18 protein-coding genes are annotated in these 17,088 nt (G+C 72.0%); 10 read left to right on the top strand and 8 right to left on the bottom strand.

Annotation, left to right across the window (positions count from 1 at the left end):
* Positions 1 to 30: 30 nt before the first annotated feature.
* A complete protein-coding gene (locus AC156L_RS38245) occupies positions 31 to 699 on the bottom strand; it encodes a FadR/GntR family transcriptional regulator (RefSeq protein ID WP_330882740.1) in 669 nt (222 codons plus the stop codon).
* 158 nt (positions 700 to 857) lie between these two features.
* On the opposite strand from AC156L_RS38245, the gene AC156L_RS38240 reads away from it, so the two are divergent.
* Positions 858 to 2,015: an MFS transporter gene (locus AC156L_RS38240; RefSeq protein ID WP_330882742.1), complete on the top strand. Its 1,158-nt coding sequence runs from the start codon at positions 858 to 860 to the stop codon at positions 2,013 to 2,015.
* A 140-nt stretch (positions 2,016 to 2,155) separates the two neighbouring features.
* Here the strand turns inward: AC156L_RS38240 and AC156L_RS38235 are convergent, their stop codons facing one another.
* Together AC156L_RS38235 and AC156L_RS38230 are read right to left on the bottom strand one after the other, a co-directional pair.
* Positions 2,156 to 3,529, bottom strand: coding sequence for a mycothione reductase (locus AC156L_RS38235; RefSeq protein WP_330882744.1), 1,374 nt, complete (start codon positions 3,527 to 3,529; stop codon positions 2,156 to 2,158).
* Positions 3,530 to 3,598: 69 nt separating this feature from the next.
* The gene (locus AC156L_RS38230; RefSeq protein WP_330882746.1) at positions 3,599 to 4,129 is read right to left on the bottom strand and encodes a YbhB/YbcL family Raf kinase inhibitor-like protein; all 531 of its coding nucleotides are present in this window, start codon (positions 4,127 to 4,129) and stop codon (positions 3,599 to 3,601) included.
* Positions 4,130 to 4,290: 161 nt separating this feature from the next.
* Here AC156L_RS38230 and AC156L_RS38225 point away from each other — a divergent pair, with 161 nt between their 5' ends.
* Positions 4,291 to 4,770, top strand: a complete 480-nt coding sequence (locus AC156L_RS38225) for an AMIN-like domain-containing (lipo)protein (RefSeq protein ID WP_330882748.1) — start codon at positions 4,291 to 4,293, stop codon at positions 4,768 to 4,770.
* 72 nt (positions 4,771 to 4,842) lie between these two features.
* Here the strand turns inward: AC156L_RS38225 and lon are convergent, their stop codons facing one another.
* On the bottom strand, positions 4,843 to 7,218 hold the full coding sequence (gene lon / locus AC156L_RS38220) for an endopeptidase La (protein ID WP_330882750.1): 2,376 nt from the start codon (positions 7,216 to 7,218) through the stop codon (positions 4,843 to 4,845).
* Between the two features lie 100 nt (positions 7,219 to 7,318).
* Here lon and AC156L_RS38215 point away from each other — a divergent pair, with 100 nt between their 5' ends.
* The 3 genes from AC156L_RS38215 (at position 7,319) to AC156L_RS38205 (ending at position 9,991) form a co-directional block, all read left to right on the top strand.
* Positions 7,319 to 8,095, top strand: coding sequence for a leucine-rich repeat domain-containing protein (locus tag AC156L_RS38215; RefSeq protein ID WP_330882752.1), 777 nt, complete (start codon positions 7,319 to 7,321; stop codon positions 8,093 to 8,095).
* Positions 8,096 to 8,169: 74 nt separating this feature from the next.
* Positions 8,170 to 8,964 carry an SAM-dependent methyltransferase gene (locus AC156L_RS38210; protein ID WP_330882754.1) on the top strand — a complete coding sequence of 265 codons (795 nt, stop codon included), beginning with the start codon at positions 8,170 to 8,172 and terminating at the stop codon, positions 8,962 to 8,964.
* A 277-nt stretch (positions 8,965 to 9,241) separates the two neighbouring features.
* Positions 9,242 to 9,991 (top strand): hypothetical protein, encoded by a 750-nt coding sequence (locus AC156L_RS38205; RefSeq protein ID WP_484407734.1) that lies wholly within the window; start codon positions 9,242 to 9,244, stop codon positions 9,989 to 9,991.
* Here AC156L_RS38205 and AC156L_RS38200 read toward each other — a convergent pair.
* Both AC156L_RS38200 and AC156L_RS38195 read right to left on the bottom strand, forming a co-directional pair.
* Entirely contained in the window at positions 9,978 to 10,631 is a 654-nt protein-coding gene (locus AC156L_RS38200) for a CatB-related O-acetyltransferase (protein WP_330882778.1), read from the bottom strand. The genes AC156L_RS38205 and AC156L_RS38200 overlap by 14 nt on opposite strands.
* 19 nt (positions 10,632 to 10,650) lie before the next feature.
* Positions 10,651 to 11,889, bottom strand: coding sequence for an alpha/beta hydrolase-fold protein (locus tag AC156L_RS38195; protein WP_330882758.1), 1,239 nt, complete (start codon positions 11,887 to 11,889; stop codon positions 10,651 to 10,653).
* A 75-nt stretch (positions 11,890 to 11,964) separates the two neighbouring features.
* Between AC156L_RS38195 and AC156L_RS38190 the strand changes: the two genes are divergently transcribed.
* Together AC156L_RS38190 and AC156L_RS38185 are read left to right on the top strand one after the other, a co-directional pair.
* The gene (locus AC156L_RS38190; protein ID WP_330882760.1) at positions 11,965 to 12,537 is read left to right on the top strand and encodes a TetR/AcrR family transcriptional regulator; all 573 of its coding nucleotides are present in this window, start codon (positions 11,965 to 11,967) and stop codon (positions 12,535 to 12,537) included.
* A gap of 11 nt (positions 12,538 to 12,548) precedes the next feature.
* Complete coding sequence (locus AC156L_RS38185; RefSeq protein ID WP_330882762.1) at positions 12,549 to 12,932, top strand: hypothetical protein; 384 nt, start codon at positions 12,549 to 12,551, stop codon at positions 12,930 to 12,932.
* On the opposite strand, the gene AC156L_RS38180 is transcribed toward AC156L_RS38185, so the two are convergent.
* On the bottom strand, positions 12,910 to 13,644 hold the full coding sequence (locus AC156L_RS38180; protein WP_330882764.1) for a helix-turn-helix domain-containing protein: 735 nt from the start codon (positions 13,642 to 13,644) through the stop codon (positions 12,910 to 12,912). The genes AC156L_RS38185 and AC156L_RS38180 overlap by 23 nt on opposite strands.
* A 77-nt stretch (positions 13,645 to 13,721) precedes the next feature.
* Between AC156L_RS38180 and AC156L_RS38175 the strand changes: the two genes are divergently transcribed.
* The gene (locus AC156L_RS38175; RefSeq protein ID WP_330882766.1) at positions 13,722 to 14,141 is read left to right on the top strand and encodes a VOC family protein; all 420 of its coding nucleotides are present in this window, start codon (positions 13,722 to 13,724) and stop codon (positions 14,139 to 14,141) included.
* On the opposite strand, the gene AC156L_RS38170 is transcribed toward AC156L_RS38175, so the two are convergent.
* Positions 14,138 to 15,067 (bottom strand): alpha/beta hydrolase, encoded by a 930-nt coding sequence (locus AC156L_RS38170; RefSeq protein WP_330882768.1) that lies wholly within the window; start codon positions 15,065 to 15,067, stop codon positions 14,138 to 14,140. The two genes, AC156L_RS38175 and AC156L_RS38170, sit on opposite strands and share 4 nt — an antisense overlap.
* Positions 15,068 to 15,136: 69 nt before the next feature.
* Between AC156L_RS38170 and AC156L_RS38165 the strand changes: the two genes are divergently transcribed.
* A complete protein-coding gene (locus tag AC156L_RS38165; RefSeq protein WP_330882770.1) occupies positions 15,137 to 16,162 on the top strand; it encodes a M48 family metallopeptidase in 1,026 nt (341 codons plus the stop codon).
* A gap of 91 nt (positions 16,163 to 16,253) precedes the next feature.
* On the top strand, positions 16,254 to 17,030 hold the full coding sequence (locus tag AC156L_RS38160) for a S1 family peptidase (protein ID WP_414720112.1): 777 nt from the start codon (positions 16,254 to 16,256) through the stop codon (positions 17,028 to 17,030).
* Positions 17,031 to 17,088: the final 58 nt, after the last annotated feature.

The following is a 17,088-nucleotide window of genomic DNA, read 5'->3' as shown; positions in this document are numbered from 1 at the left end:
ATCGCCCGCGGACGGTTCCGGTCCGCGGCCTCACTCGCCGTGTCGTTGCAGGATGTCCTCCAGGAAACCGCTTGCCTCGGCCGCCGCTCGGACGGGGTCGCGGTCGCGCACGGCGTCCAGCAGCCCCGTGTGCGACACCGGCGGGTCGAGGTCCTCGTCCACGGTCGCCGTGATGCTCGCGCGGACGGTTTCGTTCAAGCCGCGGTACAGCTCGCTCAGCAGCGTGTTGTGCGACGCTTGGACGAGCAGTCCGTGGAAGGCGGCGTCGTGCTCGATCATCCGCTCCCAGTCCTTGGCCGCCACGGCCGCGTCGCGCTGCGCGAGCAGGGCTGTCAGCTTGCGCAGGTCGTCCTCGGTCCGGTGCGTCGCGGCCAGCCGCGCGCCCTCGACCTCCAGCGTGCGCCGCACCTGGAGGACCTCGCGCAGCTCGGTGCCGCACAGCCGCCGCACCGCTCCGGAGATCTCGCTCGTGGCGCGGACGAACGTGCCGTCCCCCTGCCGCACCTCCAGCAGTCCCGCGTGGGACAGCGCCCGAACGGCCTCGCGCACGGTGTTGCGCCCGACGCCGAGGGCCTGGACGAGCTCCGGCTCCGGCGGGATGCGGCGGCCGACGGGCCATTCGCCGCTGCTGATCGCACCTCTCATCTGGTCGATCACCTGATCGACGAGGCCCGCCCGCCGGGTAGTGGCCAATGGCACAGCAAAGTCCTTTCATCCGAACATCCCATGTCTGGGACAGTAGTCGGGTGACGATTCCGCGATCGATACCGTCGAGTGATAACACTGCCACCGATAGTGGTGTCTCCGCGACGGTTCGGGTACACGGAGTGGTTGAACCCGTAGGACGACGCCGACATGTGGCCGTCACCGGCGGCATCCTGTTGGCGGCAGGCGTCACCCTCGCGGCAGCCAACCTGCGACCCGCGGTCACCAGTCTCGCCTCGGTGCTGGGCGACGTCCGGGCCGGTCTCGGCGTCTCGGCGGCCTGGACGAGCCTGCTCACCGCCGTGCCCGTCCTCTGCTTCGGCGCCGCCGCCTTCGCCGCGCCGTGGGTGGGCAGGCGCCTCGGCCTCAAGCGGGCGGTCGGCTCGGCGCTCCTCGTGCTGACCCTCGGCCTGCTCCTGCGGGTGGTCGACGGCCCGCTCGTGGTGCTCGGCGGCACGTTCGTCGCCTGCGCGGGCATCGCCGTCTGCAACGTCCTCATCCCCGTCGTGGTGAAGGACTCGTTCCCCACGAGGATCGGGCCGATCACCGGGATCTACACCGCCGCGATGGCCGCGGGAGCGGGCGCCGGTGCCGCCCTGACCCCGCCGCTGGAGGCGTTCCTCGGGAGCTGGCGGCTGGCGGTCGGCGCGTGGGCGCTGCTGTCGCTGGCCGCGCTGCTGCTCTGGCTGGCCGGGTCCCGCCGCGGCGTGGCGGGCCGCGTCACGGGCCCGCCGCCCGGCCGCTCCCTGCTGCGCAGCCCGCTGGCGTGGGTCATGACGGTCTTCTTCGGCAGCCAGGCCCTGCTCGCCTACACGGTGATGGGCTGGCTCCCGGCGATCCTCGGCGACGCGGGCGTCGACCGCACCACGGCGGGCTTCCTGCTCGCCATCACCGTCGTCCTCGGCGTCCCGGTCAGCTTCGTCGTGCCACCGCTGGCCGCCCGCTGGCGCTCGCAGACCGGGATGGTGCTCGTCCTCGGCGCGCTGCTGCTGGCGGGAGTGCTGGGTCTCGCGTTCGCACCCGGCACCCTGACGGGCCTGTGGGTGCTGCTGGTCGGCCTCGGCATGGGCGGCATGTTCCCGCTGGCGATCGTGCTGGTCTCGCTGCGCTCGTCGACCACCGCGGACACCGCCCGGCTGTCGGCGATGACGCAGAGCATCGGCTACCTGATCGCGGCCACGGGCCCGTTCGCGTTCGGGCTGCTGCGCGACTCGACGGGCGCGTGGACGACCTCGATGCTCGTCCTGGCGGGCCTGGTCGTGCTGCTCACCGCGCTCGGTTCCATCGCGGGCCGTCCCCGCACCGTGTAGGACGGCTCCACGGGCGAGGAAGCGCACGGCGACGGCTCGCCGACCCCGACGAGGTCGTGCGTTCGCTCGGCAGCTGATCACGGCTGTCGCGGGTCCCGGCGGTCGCGACGGGCCATCGCGACCGCCCGGACGCCGTTCGACTAGTCCAGCGGCAGGTTCAGCAGGGCGTTCTCGACCAGTTCCGGCATGGCCGGGTGGATCCAGTACTGGCCCGCGGCCATCGTGCGGGCGTCCAGGCCGAAGCTCATGGCCTGGATGAGCGGCTGGATGACCGTCGGGGCCTGCGGACCGATGATGTGCGCGCCCAGGATCTGCCCGGTGGCCGGGTCGGCGAGGACCTTGGCGAAGCCGCTGTGGTCCTCCATCGCCCAGCCGTAGGCGATCGACGCGTACGCCTGCGTGCCCTTCACGTACCGGACGCCCTGCTCGACCGCCTGCTCCTCCGTGAGGCCGACGGAGGCGATCTGCGGGGACGAGAACACGGCCGACGGCACGAACCGGTGGTCCGACTTCCTCGGCGAGTCGGGGTGCAGCAGGTTGTGCCGCACGACCTTGCTCTCGTGGTTCGCGACGTGCTTGAGCTGGTACTCGGAGCTGATGTCGCCGAACGCGTAGATGCCGTCCACGACGGTCCGCTGGTACTCGTCCACGACGATCCGGCCGTCCGGGTGGGTGGTCACACCGGTCTGCGCGAGGTCGAGCAGGTCGGTGTTCGGGGTGCGGCCGACCGCGATCAGCAGCGCCTCGGCGTCCACGACCTCCGCGCCGTCCGGACCCTCCAGGTGCAGGCGGAGGCCGCCGTCGGTGCGCTCGGCGCGCACGGTCTTGCGCTGCAACCGCACGTCCCACCTGTCGGTGGCGAGCGAGGTGAAGCGCTCGGCGATCTCGTGGTCCTCGTGGCGCAGCAGCAGGTCCGAGCGGGCGATCATCGTGACCTTCACGCCGAACGACGAGAACACGTGCGCGAACTCGTTCGCGACGAACCCGCTGCCCAGGATGACCATGCTCTCGGGCAGCTCGTCGAGCCGCATCACGGTGTCGCTGGTGTGGTAGTCGACCGTGTCGAGGTCCACGACGTCCGGGATGACCGGCCTGCTGCCCGCGCCGATCGCGAACCGGTCGGCGGTGATGACCTCGCCGGTGCCGGTGTCGAGCGTCTTCGGGCCGACGAACCTCGCCGTGCCCTGGTAGACGGTCACGTTCGCGTTGTCCTCGGACCGCCAGCGCAGCCCGCCCGCCGAGATGGGGTCGATGCGGCCGAAGATCCGGTCCCGCACGTCCGGCCACCGCACGCCGTCCAGGTGCTCGTCGACACCGAACTTGGCGGCACCCGACGGGGTCGAGGCCACGTCCGCGGTGTGCACGAACATCTTCGTCGGGATGCAGCCGACGTTCAGGCAGGTGCCGCCGAACACGCCCTTCTCGACGATCGCGATCTGCTGGCCGGCGAACCGCTCGTCGGGGATCGAGTTCCCGGAGCCGCTGCCGATGATGACGAGGTCGAAGTGCCGCACGATGCCGTCCTGCCTGGTAGGTGGGGTTCCTACTCTCTCAAACGGGCAGGACGGCCGTGCGATTCCCGCTCAGGTTTGCTGGAAGACAGGGGTGAGGATCGCCCGCGCGAGCGTGTGGAACGCCAGGTTGAAGCTCACCACGGCGGGCGAGGCGTCGCCGTCGACGTCCAGCTCCTCCACGTCGACCGCGTGCACCACGAAGAAGTACCGGTGCGCCGGGTCGCCCTCCGGCGGGGCCGCGCCGCCGAACGCGCGCGTGCCGTAGTCCGAGCGGACGTGGAACGCGCCACCCGGCAGCGAGTCGTCCGACCCACCCGCGCCCGCGGGCAGTTCCGTCACCGACGCGGGCAGGTTCACCGCGACCCAGTGCCAGAACCCCGACGGCGTCGGCGCGTCCGGGTCGAAGCACGTCACCACGAAGCTCTTGGTCCCCTCGGGAAAACCGGACCAGCTCAACTGCGGAGAGGTGTTGCCGCCCGCGTGCACCTGCGCCTGCGGCAACGTCTCGCCGTCGCGCACGTCGGTCGACGTCACGCTGAACGAGGGCACCACCGGCAGCAGCGAGTAGGGATCGGGAGCAACGGGGCGCTCAAGGCTCATCGGGTCCTCCACGGGTGATCATCGGTCGATCCGAGCCTAGTGGGGGCACTCGGACGGCGCAGTTTCCCGTGTTCGCAACCACGGGGGCCGCCGAGCGTCTCTAATGGGGAAGCGCTCCTCGGGGCGGAGCGCTTTCCGGCCACACTTGGGGAGGGGTAGCCATGAGGACTCGTTTGCGCGCGGTAGTCGTGTTGTTCGCCGCTTTGACCGCTGTCGCGTCGGTGGTGTCCACGGCGTCCGCGTCACCGTCCACGCCGTTGCTGACCAACGTTCGAGTGGGGGCGCACGCCACGTACGACCGGATCGTGCTGGACTTCACCGGGCCGAAGCCGACGATCCCGTTCGCGCAGGTCGTGCCCGAGCTGACCTACGACGGGTCCGGCCTGCCGGTCAACCTGCCGGGCACCTACTTCTACCAGGTCGTGACGTGGCCGGGTGCCGCGCACGACGACAACGGCGACCCGACCTACACCGGTCCGCGGAAGTTCACGACCCCGCAGCTGTCCAACGTCCAGGCGTTCGCGATCACGGGCGACTTCGAGGGCCAGCTGACCGTGGGGCTCGGCTACCGCCGGGCCACCTGGCAGTCGGTCTCGGTCCTGGAGAACCCGACGCGGGTCGTCATCGACATCGGCGTCTGAGTCCTCGGACCCAGCCGTCGCACGAGGAAAGGCCCCGCTCGGATGACCGAGCGGGGCCTTTTCACGTCCGGACTACGCCGCGGCGGTCACCGCGGACGCCGCGGGCTCCAGGGCGTGGACCAGCACCTCGCGGACGTCCGCCACCAGGTGCACGGTCAGCGCCTCGCGGACCGACTCCGGCACGTCGTCCAGGTCGGGCTCGTTGCGCGCCGGGAGCAGCACGGTCGTGATGCCCGCCCGGTGCGCGGCCAGCAGCTTCTGCTTCACGCCACCGATCGGCAGCACGCGGCCGGTCAGCGACACCTCGCCGGTCATCGCCACGTCCGAGCGGACCGGCCTGCCCGAGAGCAGCGACGCGAGCGCGGTCGTCATCGTGACGCCCGCGCTCGGGCCGTCCTTCGGCACGGCACCGGCGGGCACGTGGACGTGGACGCCGCGGTCGGCCAGCGAGCCGACGCCGAAGCCCAGTTCGTCGTCGTGCGACCGCAGGTAGGACAGCGCGATCTGCGCCGACTCCTTCATCACGTCGCCCAGCTGCCCGGTCAGCGTGACGCCGCTCGCGCCGGAGTCCTTGGCCGCCAGCGACGCCTCGATGAACAGGACGTCGCCACCGGCACCCGTGACGGCCAGCCCCGTCGCAACGCCGGGGACCGAGGTGCGCTCGGCCGATTCCGGCGTGTGCTTCGGCTTGCCCAGGTAGCCGCGCAGGTCGGGCACCTCGACGCCGACCGGCAGCGCCTCCTCGTCCAGCGCGACCTTCGCCGTGACCTTGCGCAGGATGCGCGCGAGGCCGCGTTCGAGCTGCCGCACACCGGCCTCACGGGTGTACTCGCCCGCCAGCTTGCGCAGGGAGTCCTCCGAGATCGTGACCTCCTCGGGCGTCAGGCCGGCCTTCTCCAGCTGCCGGGGCAGCAGGTGGTCGCGGGCGATCGTGACCTTCTCGTCCTCGGTGTAGCCGTCGAGCTGCACGAGTTCCATGCGGTCGAGCAGCGGCGCGGGGATCGTGTCGAGCACGTTCGCCGTGGCCAGGAAGACCACGTCGGACAGGTCGAGGTCGACCTCCAGGTAGTGGTCGCGGAACGTGTGGTTCTGCGCCGGGTCGAGCACCTCCAGCAGCGCGGCCGTCGGGTCGCCCCGGTAGTCCGAGCCGACCTTGTCGATCTCGTCCAGCAGCACGACGGGGTTCATCGTGCCCGCCTCGGTGATGGCGCGGACGATCCGGCCGGGCAGCGCGCCGACGTACGTGCGGCGGTGGCCGCGGATCTCGGCCTCGTCGCGCACGCCGCCCAGCGCGACCCGGACGAACTCGCGGCCCATGGCCCGTGCGACGGACTCGCCGAGCGAGGTCTTGCCGACACCGGGAGGACCGACGAGGGCCAGCACGGCGCCGCTGCGCCGACCGCCCACGACGCCCATGCCGCGGTCGGTCCGCCTGCGGCGCACCGCCAGGTACTCGGTGATCCGCTCCTTCACGTCGTCCAGACCGGAGTGGTCGGCGTCGAGCACGGCCCGCGCGCCGCGGATGTCGTAGGCGTCGTCGGTGCGCTCGTTCCACGGCAGTTCCAGCACCGTGTCCAGCCACGTGCGGATCCAGCCGACCTCGGGGGACTGGTCGGACGTGCGCTCCAGCTTGTCCACCTCGGCGAGCGCGGCCTTGCGGACGTGCTCGGGCAGGTCGGCGCCCTCGACGCGGGCGCGGTAGTCCTGCTCCTCCGTCGCGGGCTTGCCGTCCAGCTCGGCCAGCTCCTTGCGGATCGCGGCGAGCTGCTGGCGCAGCAGGAACTCCCGCTGCTGCTTCTCCATGCCCTCCTTGACGTCCTTGCGGATCGTCTCGGCGACGTCCAGCTCCGCCAGGTACTCGCGGCCCCACTCCAGCAGCTTCTCCAGCCGCTCGTTGACGTCGCTCGTCTCCAGCAGCCAGACCTTCTGGTCCTCGGTCACGTAGGAGGCGTAGCCCGCGAGGTCGGCCAGCGCCGACGGTTCGTCCACCTGCTGCACGGAGTCGACGACCTGCCACGCGCCGCGCTGCTGGAGGATCGTGGTCACCAGCGCGCGGTACTCGCGGGCCAGCTCGGTGGTGCGGTCGTCGGCCTCGGGGATGTCGGCGACGGTCGCCTCCACCCACAGCGCCGCGCCCGGTCCGGTCGTCCCGGTGCCGATCCGCACGCGCTCGGTGCCGCGCACGACGGCCGCCCGCTCGCCGCCGGACAGCCTGCCGACCTGCTCGATCACGGCCAGCGTGCCGACCTTGGCGTACTTGCCGTCGAGCCGGGGCACCAGCAGCAGCTGCGCCTTGGCGCCGTTCTCGGCGGCGGCGGTGGCGGCCTCGACGGCGGCGCGGGCCTCGGCGTTGGCGTCCGCGCCGGAAAGCCGGACGGGAACGACCATGCCGGGGAGCACGACCACGTCGTCGAGGGGCAACACCGGAAGTGCCAGAGTCTTGCCCATCAAGTCACCCTCCAAAGTTGAGTCTGACTGGCTCAACCAAGTGGAGTCGGGGATTGTTTCCGCCGGGCGTTCGCTCTGAGCGAGCACCTAGGGTGTCGCAATGCAGAGCCTCGACCTGGACGGCCAAGGGCTGACCGAGTTCCCCGACCTCCCGCCGGACCTGTGGGAGCTCAGCGCCTACGACAACGACCTCACGGCGTTGCCGGACTCGCTCTGGGAGCTCGTCGAGCTCCGCTCGCTCAACGTCGCGGCGAACCGCGTCGGCGAGCTGTCGCCGAAGATCAGCGGGCTCACCACGCTGCACACCCTCGACCTCGGGCACAACGCCCTGACGGCGCTGCCGGATTCCCTCGGCGACCTGACCTCGCTCGACCGGTACCTCTACCTCGGCGACAACCGGCTCACGTCCGTGCCGGAGTCGCTGGGCGGTCTGGTGAAGCTGCGCTACCTCAACATCGCCGACAACCTGCTGACCTCGCTGCCGGAGAGCGTCGGCGGCCTGGCCGGCCTGCGCGAGCTCCGGCTCTACGGCAACCGGCTCGCGGCGCTGCCGGAGTCGATCGGCGACCTCACCCGGCTGCGGGAGCTGCACCTGCGCGGCAACCTGCTGACGGAGCTGCCGGGGTCCCTCGGCCGCCTGACCGACCTGCGCGAACTCAGCCTGCGCGACAACCACCTGACCGCGCTGCCCGTCGAGATCGGTGACCTCGCCGCGCTGCGGGTCCTCGACCTGCGGAACAACGCGCTGTCGACGCTGCCGGACGTGCTCGGCGGCCTGCCCGCGCTGGAGAAGCTCGACCTCCGCTGGAACAAGCGGCTCGCGATGCCGCTGTGGCTGCTCGACCTGGAACGGCGGGGCTGCGTCGTCCTCACCTGACCGCACCTGGACAGTTCCCGACGCGGCGGGGTTGGATCGAGTGTGATCGACATAGCATCGGTGGAGGGGCTGTCGTGGATCTGTGGGTGCCGTCCTCGGTCGACCTCACCCGACCGAGCGTCGCGAGGATGTACGACTACTTCCTCGGCGGCTCGCACAACTTCGCCGTCGACCGCGAGGCCGCCAAGGCCGTCGAGAAGATCTACCCCGGCATGGCGGGCGCCGCGCGCGCCAACCGCAACTTCCTCCGCCGCGCCGTCCGCTACCTGTCCGACCAGGGCGTCGACCAGTTCCTCGACCTCGGTTCGGGCATCCCCACGGTCGGCAACGTCCACGAGATCGCCCAGCAGACCAACCCCGGCGCCCGCGTCGTCTACGTCGACGTGGAACCGGTCGCCGTCGCCCACAGCATCGCCATGCTGGCGGAGGAGCAGCACGCCGTGGCCGTGCGCGCCGACCTGCGCGACCCCGACGAGGTGCTGGCCACCCCGGAAGTTCGCGAGGTGCTGGACCTCGACCGCCCGCTCGCGGTCCTGCTCTCCGCGGTCCTGCACTTCGTGCCCGACGGCGACCACCCGCACGCCGCCGTCGCCCGCTACCGCGACGCCGTGTGCTCCGGCAGCTACGTGGCGATCTCCCACGGCAGCCTGGACGGCGTCACGCAGGACGGCGTCACCAGCGGCGAACGCGTGCAGGCCGTCTACCAGCGCTCCGACGCCCGTCTGGTCCTGCGCTCCGCCGCCGACATCGCCTGCTTCTTCGACGGCCTCGACCTGGTCGACCCCGGCGTCGTGCTGCTGCCGGAGTGGCGTTCCGACTCCGACGACGCGTACATCAGCGCGTACGTCGGGGTGGGCCGCAAGCCGTGACCGACCCTGTGCCGCTGACCCGCGTACGCCCATTCGAGTCTCATGTGGACTCGAAAGAGTGAGTGGCGCGCCAAGGGGATAACGCTGCGTGCGGGAGCTTCGACGGAACGGGCGACCGGAACACCGGTGCGCTCAGGTTGGAGGCACTCCCATGACGCAACCGCCCGCAGGTCCTCCCGATCCCCCGCCCCCGTACGGGCCGCGACAGCCCCAGTGGGGCGGCCCGCCTCCGGGAGTCCCGCACGGCCCGCCTCCGGGCCGGTGCGTTCCGCCACCCGTGCCGCCGCGGCCGAAGACCAAGCGGTGGCCGTGGGTCGTCGTCGGTGTCGTCACCCTGCTCGTGGTGATCAGCGTGGCCAACGGCGGTGAGCGGTCGGGGCAGGAACCGGGCGCCGCGGCGTCGTCCGCCGCCGCCGAACTCGCGAAGGCCCCGGCCACCTCGGCCAAGCCCAAGCCCACGACCACGACGGGCCGGACGACGACCACCACGACCAAGCCCCCACCGCCACCGCCACCGCCACCGACTGTCTACACCGGACAGGGCGACGACGTGGTCGCGCTGGACCGGCCCAGCGGCATCAAGATCGTGAAGTTCGAGTGCCCCGCCTGTTCGAGCAACACCACGCTCAAGTCGGACGGCTTCGAATCCCTGCTGGTCAACGAGATCGGCGCCTACAGCGGTCTGCGGTGGATGGACATCAGGGACGGCAGCCGCACCACCACCCTGACCGTCGGCGCGCAGGGCGCGTGGACGTTGACCGTCGGCGGGCTCGACCTGGCGCCCCTGGTCGAGGGCGTGGCGTCGGGCAGCGGCGACTCGGTGGTCTTCCTCGCCGCGGGCGCGACCAAGGCGAAGGTCGGCAACGTGGGCGACGGCAACTTCGCCGTCCACGTCGCGTCCCTCAAGACGAGCAGGATCGACCTCGCGGTCAACACCATCGGTGGCTACGAGGGCACCGTGCCGCTGGCGGGTCCGGCGATCGTCCAGGTCACGTCGAGCGGGGACTGGTCGATCACCCCGTCATGAGCCCGTTGGCCCGCGCGATCCCGCCGATGTCCGCCGGTGTGCCCGACATGATCGTCCGCACGTGCTCGGTCACCAGGTCGACCGGCCAGTCCCACCACGCCGCCCTCAGCAGCAGGTCGACCTCCTCGGCCGAGTACCGGGCCTTCACCGGCTTCGCCGGGTTGCCGCCCACGATCGTGTAAGGCGGCACGTCGGCCACCACGACCGCGCCGCTGGCGATGATCGCGCCGTGCCCGATGGTCACGCCGGGCATGATCATCGAGCGGTAGCCGAACCACACGTCGTGGCCGACGGTCGTGTCGCCCTTCGACGGGTTGGCCAGCATGAGGTCCACGGTGGACTCCGCCCAGTCGCCGCCGAAGATCGTGAACGGGAACGTGGAGACGCCGGTGGTCAGGTGGTTGGCGCCCGCCATGATGAACGTGGTGCCCGCGGCGATGGCGCAGTACTTGCCGATGACGAGCTTCTCCTCGCCGTAGGAGTAGAGGACGTTGCGGTGTTCGAACCGCGTCGCGTCGTCCGGGTCGTCGTAGTAGCTGTAGTCGCCGACCTCGATGGTCGGGGAGGTGATCAGCGGCTTGAGCAGCACGACCCTCGGGTGGTCCGGCAGCGGGTAGAGCTGGTCCGGGCTCGGGGCGATGGGCACGGAGGGTCCTCTCTCAGGCGGGCAGCAGGGCGCGGAGGCCGCGGACGAGGCTGCGGCGGAACGTGGCGAAGTCGTGGCCGCCGGGCGCCTCGTGGTAGTCGACGGGGTAACCCTTGGCGCGCAGCACGGTGCGCAGGTGGCGGTTGGCGGCGCGCTGGTCGACGCCGGGGGACAGGGGGCTGGAGCCGGTCTCCAGCGTGCCCACGTCGACCCAGAAGCGCAGGGGCAGCAGGGGCGCGTCGGCGTACTGGCGGGTCAGCCACTCGGGCTCGGAGTCCTTGCCCCAGCCCGTGCCGTCGTAGCCCCACCAGTGCGAGCCGGAGCACGACAGCACGGCCTCGAACACGTCGGGACGGGTCAGCGCGGCGTGGGCGGCGGCCAGTCCGCCGAGGCTGTTGCCCGCGACCACGGCGCGGTCGGCGACGGCGTGCAGCGAGCGCACGAACGGGACGACGCGGTCGGCGAGCAGGGTGGCGAAGGCGGGGTCGCAGGCCAACTCGGCCATGCGGGCGGCCATCCCGCCGGTGTTGTGCACCATCGCCACGACGGCGGGCGCGATCTCGCGGCCGGTCAGGTTGTCGAGCGCGGCGGGCAGGTCGGCGACCAGCGGCCAGCACTCGCCGTCGAGCAGCACCACCAGCGGGTACGTCTCGGACGGCCGGTAGCCGGGAGGGGTGTAGACGGTGACGGCGCGGCCGTCGAGCCGGTGCTCGGTGAGCGCGCCGCGCTCGCCCTCTGGGGTGTCGAACCAGTCGAGCGGCTCGGCGTCGGGCAGGACCAGCACGGAGTCCCAGTGCTCCGGGGCGGCCGTCCGCTCACCCGCGACCACCGCCATCTGCGGGAACAGCCTGCGGGGGTTCACCGGGTCGGCGAACATCCGGGCGCGCGCCGCGAGCATGAGCCGCCCCAGTTCGGCCAGGTCGTCGCGGTCGGCGTCGGGGAACGGGTCGTCGACCAGGAACTGGTAGCAGGTGACCACGTCGGACGGGACCACGGCGGCGAGGTGCCACACGTCCGTGCCCGGCACCCGCCGCATCGGGTGCGACAGCGCGTTCGGGTCGTCGAACACCTGCGCCCGCACCGACACCTGCCGCTCCGGACCGATCCACACGAACGTCACCCGAACCCTGCCGCCGTCGACGCGCTCGACCAGCGGCCCACCGGATCCGACCAGGTCGGCGCGCAGCCGTTCGGTGGCGGCCACCGGGTCCCGCTCGGCGTCGGCGGCGAACTCGGCCAGGCGATCCACCACGACGAACTCCTCCCTAATGCAACAAAAGTTGCGTTATTGTCTCCACGTCCGCCCCGACGACGCAACTGGATTCCGATGAGCACCCGACCCGGAGGCCGTTCGGCCCGCGTCCGCGACGCGGTGCTGGCCGCGACCTACGCCGAACTGGCCGAGCACGGCTACCCGGCGCTCACCGTCGACGCCGTCGCCGCCCGCGCGGGCGTCCACAAGACCACCGTCTACCGGCGCTGGGGCAGCGTCGACGTGCTCCTCGCCGACGCGCTCGACCACACCCGCGACACGCCGTGGCCGCTGCCCGACACCGGCAGCGCCGAGGGCGACCTGATCGCCATCACCACCGAGGTCGCCGAGGCCTTCGCGCACGGCCTGGTGCCGACGGCGGTCGTGGCCGCCGCGTTCCAGTCACCGCGCGCCGCCGACGCCCTCCGGGACTTCTACGCCGCCCGCCAGGCCCGAGCCGCCCTGGTCGTCGTCCGCGCGGTCGAGCGGGGCGAACTCCCCGCGGGCGTCGACCCGGTCGAGGTGGTGCGCACGGCCTGCGCGCCCCTCTGCTACCGCGTGCTCGTCACGCGCGAACCCGTGGACGCCGCCGTCGCCGAACGCGCGGCCCGCGCCGCGCTGGCCGCCGCCCGCGCGGGCGTGATCTAGCATCCCGAACCGTGGACAAGACGCGATTCGGGTGCTGGCTGGTCGTCGCCGTCGCCGTGGTGCAGACGATCTCGACCCTGCTGTCCCCGCTCGCGGCGGAGCTCGTCGCCACCGCCGTGCTGTTCAACGCGGCCGCGGGCTTCTCCACGTTCCTGCTGCTGCGCCGCCCGGACCGCAACCGCTGGCCGCTCGTGCTGTGGACCGCGGGCTTCTTCGGCTGGCACGTCACCGGTCTGGTGACCATGGCCGGCCTCGTGTCCACCGACCTGGACGCCGCGTTCCTCATCGCCTCGCAGCGGGAGCTGTCGATCGCCTACCAGGTCGTCCTCGCCACGCTGGCGGGCTTCGCCGTGCACATCCTGCTGCCCCGGCCTAGCGCGGCCCGGCGGCGCTGAGCAGCAGCACCCCCGCTTCCGGGTCCTCGCCCGGCCGCAGCAGCGAGAACGTCCACGGCGTGCCGTCGACGCTCGTCGTCGTGGTGCGGAACGCCCGCACGGACCGGCACTCCCACCAGCACGCCAGCTCGGGCCGCCGCGCCGCGAACCGGGCGAGCAGGTCACGGGTGCGCGGGTCGTCCGGGTGGCGGTCGGCGTGCATGCGGAACTGGCGGAACACGTCCTGCGCCAGCGGTTCCCACCCCGGCACCCGGTCGCGCACGGCGGGGTCGGTGAGCAGCAGCACGAGGTTGCGCTCCGGCAGCCGCCACAGGTCCAGGTACGCCGGGTTGGCCGTGACCAGGTCGAACCGCCGGTCCACCGCCGCCGCGGGGCCGGGCCAGGCGTCCACGAGCGGCGTCAGGACCGCCGAGAGGTCGACGTCCTGGTCCACCACCGGCCGCAGCCCGGCCAGCGCCAGCACGTGGCCGTGCGAGTCCCGGTCCAGCCGCAGCGCGCGCGACACGGCGTCGAGCACCTGCCGGGAGGTGTCCACCCGGCCCTGCTCCAGCCACGTGTACCAGGCCAGGCCCACACCGGACAGCGCCGCGACCTCCTCCCGCCGCAGGCCGGGGGTGCGGCGGCGGGAACCACCCGCCAGCCCCACGTCCGACGGTGCCAGCCACTCGCGGTGGGCGCGGAGGAACGCGCCCAGCTCCTGTTTGCTCGCCACGACCCGAGCCTATGACCACCGGTAACCCCATGAACCGCTGTCTCGTCCCGTGGACGCGGAGGTCGCAGGCTGGTGCCATGACCGATCAGCTCTGGCGCCGCGACCCCGACTCGTCCACCCGCACCACCCCCCGCCCGTACATCCGCGCGTTCGTGCCGCGCGGTGGGCTCGACGACGCGATCTCCTTCTACGAGCGCCTCCAGGGGGTGCGGGTCGACCTGCGCACCCCGTACCCGGAGAAGGGCCTGGACATCGCCACCGTGGGCGCGTTCCTGCTGGTGGAAGGTACGGAGGAGATCCTCGAACCGTTCCGCGCGACGCACGGGACGCTGCTCGTCGCCGACCTCGACGTGTACGAGGAGCGGCTGGTGGAGCAGGGCGCGGAGGTCCTGGACGCGCGGATCGACGTGCCGACCGGGGCCGGGCTCACGGCCCGGCACCCGGACGGGACGATCGTCGAGTACGTCCACCACCGGCCCCAGCCGCACGAGCGCTAGCGCTCCAGGAACTCGTCGACCAGCTCGAACGCCCGGCCGCGCACGGGTTCGGCCGACAGGAACAGGTCGTGCATCCCGCCGGGGACGGCCAGCGACGTGACCTGTCGGCCGAGCTTCGGAGCCCAGCGCTCGATGTGCTCCACGTCCAGGACGGTGTCCGTGACCATCGCGCGCTCGGAGAACGCCTTCGCGTGCAGGTGGCTGGCGTCCGAGCGCAGCACCAGCGCGGGCACGCCCACGTCGAGGCCCGCGTGGAGCCGGAAGTGGGCCAGGCGCACGGCCCGCAGCCAGCCCGCGTGCACCGGGAAGGCCTCGATCGGCTTCCACGTGAGGTCGAAGTCCCACTCGCCGTGGTGGTCGCGGTGGATGCTCTCGCCGTACACCGGGCCCAGGCCCGGCTTGAGGACGAGCTCGGGGGAGAGGCGCCCGACCCCGCGCACGACGGCGGTGCCGACCGTCCGCATGATCCACGGCTCGGCCAGGTCGAACCACGGGCTGTTCAGCACCAGCGCGTCGACCACCTTCGCGGCGCGGCGGTCGTGCGCCCACAGGCTGGTGATCAGTCCCCCGGTGGAGTGACCCATGACCACCAGTCGGGTGTGGCCGTGCTCCGAGCGGATGATCCGCGCGGCCTCGTCCAGCTCCTGGTGGTAGACCGCCAGGTCGGTGGTGAAGTTCGGCGTCTCGCCCTGCTTCAGCGACCGGCCGTACGCGCGCAGGTCCACGGCGTAGAAGTCGTAGCCGAGGGCCGAGTAGTGCTCGGCCACGTGCCGCTGGAAGAAGTAGTCGGCCCAGCCGTGCACGTACAGCACGGCCCCGCGGGTCGCCTCGGGCGCGCGGTGCCGCACGAGGGTCGCGGTCGCGTCGCCGCCGCCCAGCGGCAGCGCACGGGTCTCGAAGTCGGCACCGAGCACGTCAGCGGTCATCGGGGCAGTCTGCCCGGTGATGACCCCGTTCCGGCAGGCTGAGTTCCCAATCGTGTCTAACCTGGGGTGATGACCGAGGAGATCGAACGTTCGACGGCCAGGGTGCGCTTTCCGGGGATCAGTCCGCGCGCGTACGAACATCCGGCCGACCGCGGCGCGCTGGCGCTGCTGCGCGCCGTGCCCGGCATCGGGCCGGTGCTCCAGGCGGTGGCGGGCGCGTTCACCGAGCGGGGCGAGCGCCTCGTCTACCTGGCGTCCTCCATCAGGGTGGGGCCCAAGCAGTACCCGAAGCTCGACCGGCTCAGGCTGGAGGCGGCGGCGACGCTCGACGTCGACCCGGTGCCCGAGCTGTTCGTGCAGCGCAACCCGGTGCCGAACGCGCTGACGCTGGGCATCGACAAGCCGTTCATCGTGCTGACGACCGGGCTGGTCGAGCTGTTGGACGACGAGGGCCTGCGGTTCGCGATCGGGCACGAGATGGGGCACGTGCTGTCCGGGCACGCGCTCTACCAGACGATCCTCCAGCGGCTGATGCAGCTCCAGTACAGCCTGGGGTGGATGCCCGCCGGGTACTGGGCGATCCGGGCGGTCATCGCGGCGCTGCACGAGTGGTACCGCAAGACCGAGCTGTCGTGCGACCGCGCGGGCCTGCTGTGCGTGCAGGACCCGGCCGCCGCGCTGCGCGTGCACGTGGCGATGGCGGGCGGCATGGACACCTCGCAGATCGACACGGCGGAGTTCCTGAAGCAGGCCAAGGAGTACGAGCAGGTCGAGGACATCCGCGACAGCGTGCTCAAGCTGGTGAAGACGTGGCCGCTGACGCACCCGCTGGCCGTCGTGCGCGCCGCCGAGCTGCAGAAGTGGGCCGCGTCCGAGCAGTACCGGGAGATCCTGACCGGCACCTACCAGCGGCGGGAGGACGACCGGCCCACCAGCACGTTCACCGACGACATCAAGTCCGCGGCGAAGTCGTACAAGGACTCGATGAGCACGTCCGAGGACCCGTTGATGAAGGTGTTCAACGAGTTCGGCGAGGTGCTGGGGAACACGGCGGGCAAGGTCTGGAGCAAGTTCGGGAACTCCCCGAACAACTGACGTTGGGCTGAACGGCCCAGCTTTTGTCGGACGTCTGGCCTAGTGTCCTCGGTTAGTGGTTGATCGCACTGGATCGCACCGAGGAGGCCCCGTGGGGGAGATCAAACGACTTTTCGCCGTGCTCGTGGTCGCGGCGGCGGCGCTGCTGACCGCCGTCGCGCCCGCGTCCGCAGACGTGGAGATCGTCGGCGGCGAGCGGGCTTCGATCGCGGAGCACCCGTGGGCGGTGTACCTGACCGACGCGAACGGGTTCCACTTCTGCGGCGGCACGCTGGTGGCGCCCACGAAGGTGCTGACGGCCGCGCACTGCTCGGTGGGGCGGGCCGCGTCGGGGCTCCGCGTGGTGGCCGGTCGCGAGGACAAGAGGAGCACCGCGGGCGTGGTCGCCGCCGTGTCGCGGGTGTGGGTCCACCCGGAGTACGTGGCCGCCGACCGCGGCGAGGACGTCGCGGTGCTGACGCTGCGGAGGGCGTTGCCGTACTCGGTGCTGCCGCTGGCCGACGGCCCGGAGTCCTACGCGGCCGGGACGTCCGCCGCGGCGTACGGGTGGGGGCGGACCAGCGAGCAGGGGGCCGCGTCGCGGTACCTGCTCGGGGCGACCGTTCCGGTGACGTCGGACGCGGCCTGCGGGGCCGCCTACTCGCAGTACGACGCCGAGCAGATGGTGTGCGCCGGGTTCCCCGAGGGTGGGGTCGACACCTGCCAGGGGGATTCCGGGGGGCCGTTGGTGGCCGGGGGGAAGTTGATCGGGGTGACGTCCTGGGGTGAGGGGTGCGCTCGGGCCGGGAAGCCAGGGGTTTACGCGCGGGTCGCTGCTTTCGGGGGTGTGCTGGCGCCCGAGTTGGTGGAGGGGGCGCTGGTGCCCTAGGAGGCGGTTCACCCCGCTTGCTCGATTGTCTCCACACCGGTTTTCGCTTGTCAAGGCG

This window comes from Umezawaea sp., assembly GCF_057122925.1.
This window is presented reverse-complemented; position numbering and strand designations above follow the sequence as displayed.

Bases quoted from the DNA above. Each gene is read 5' to 3' on its own strand.
- AC156L_RS38175 (WP_330882766.1), top strand. From the start codon at position 13,722: ATGACCGATCAGCTCTGGCGCCGCGACCCCGACTCGTCCACCCGCACC.
- AC156L_RS38225 (WP_330882748.1), top strand. From the start codon at position 4,291: ATGAGGACTCGTTTGCGCGCGGTAGTCGTGTTGTTCGCCGCTTTGACC.
- AC156L_RS38230 (WP_330882746.1), bottom strand. From the start codon at position 4,129: ATGAGCCTTGAGCGCCCCGTTGCTCCCGATCCCTACTCGCTGCTGCCG.
- AC156L_RS38190 (WP_330882760.1), top strand. From the start codon at position 11,965: ATGAGCACCCGACCCGGAGGCCGTTCGGCCCGCGTCCGCGACGCGGTG.
- AC156L_RS38165 (WP_330882770.1), top strand. From the start codon at position 15,137: ATGACCGAGGAGATCGAACGTTCGACGGCCAGGGTGCGCTTTCCGGGG.
- AC156L_RS38170 (WP_330882768.1), bottom strand. From the start codon at position 15,067: ATGACCGCTGACGTGCTCGGTGCCGACTTCGAGACCCGTGCGCTGCCG.
- lon (WP_330882750.1), bottom strand. From the start codon at position 7,218: ATGGGCAAGACTCTGGCACTTCCGGTGTTGCCCCTCGACGACGTGGTC.
- AC156L_RS38215 (WP_330882752.1), top strand. From the start codon at position 7,319: ATGCAGAGCCTCGACCTGGACGGCCAAGGGCTGACCGAGTTCCCCGAC.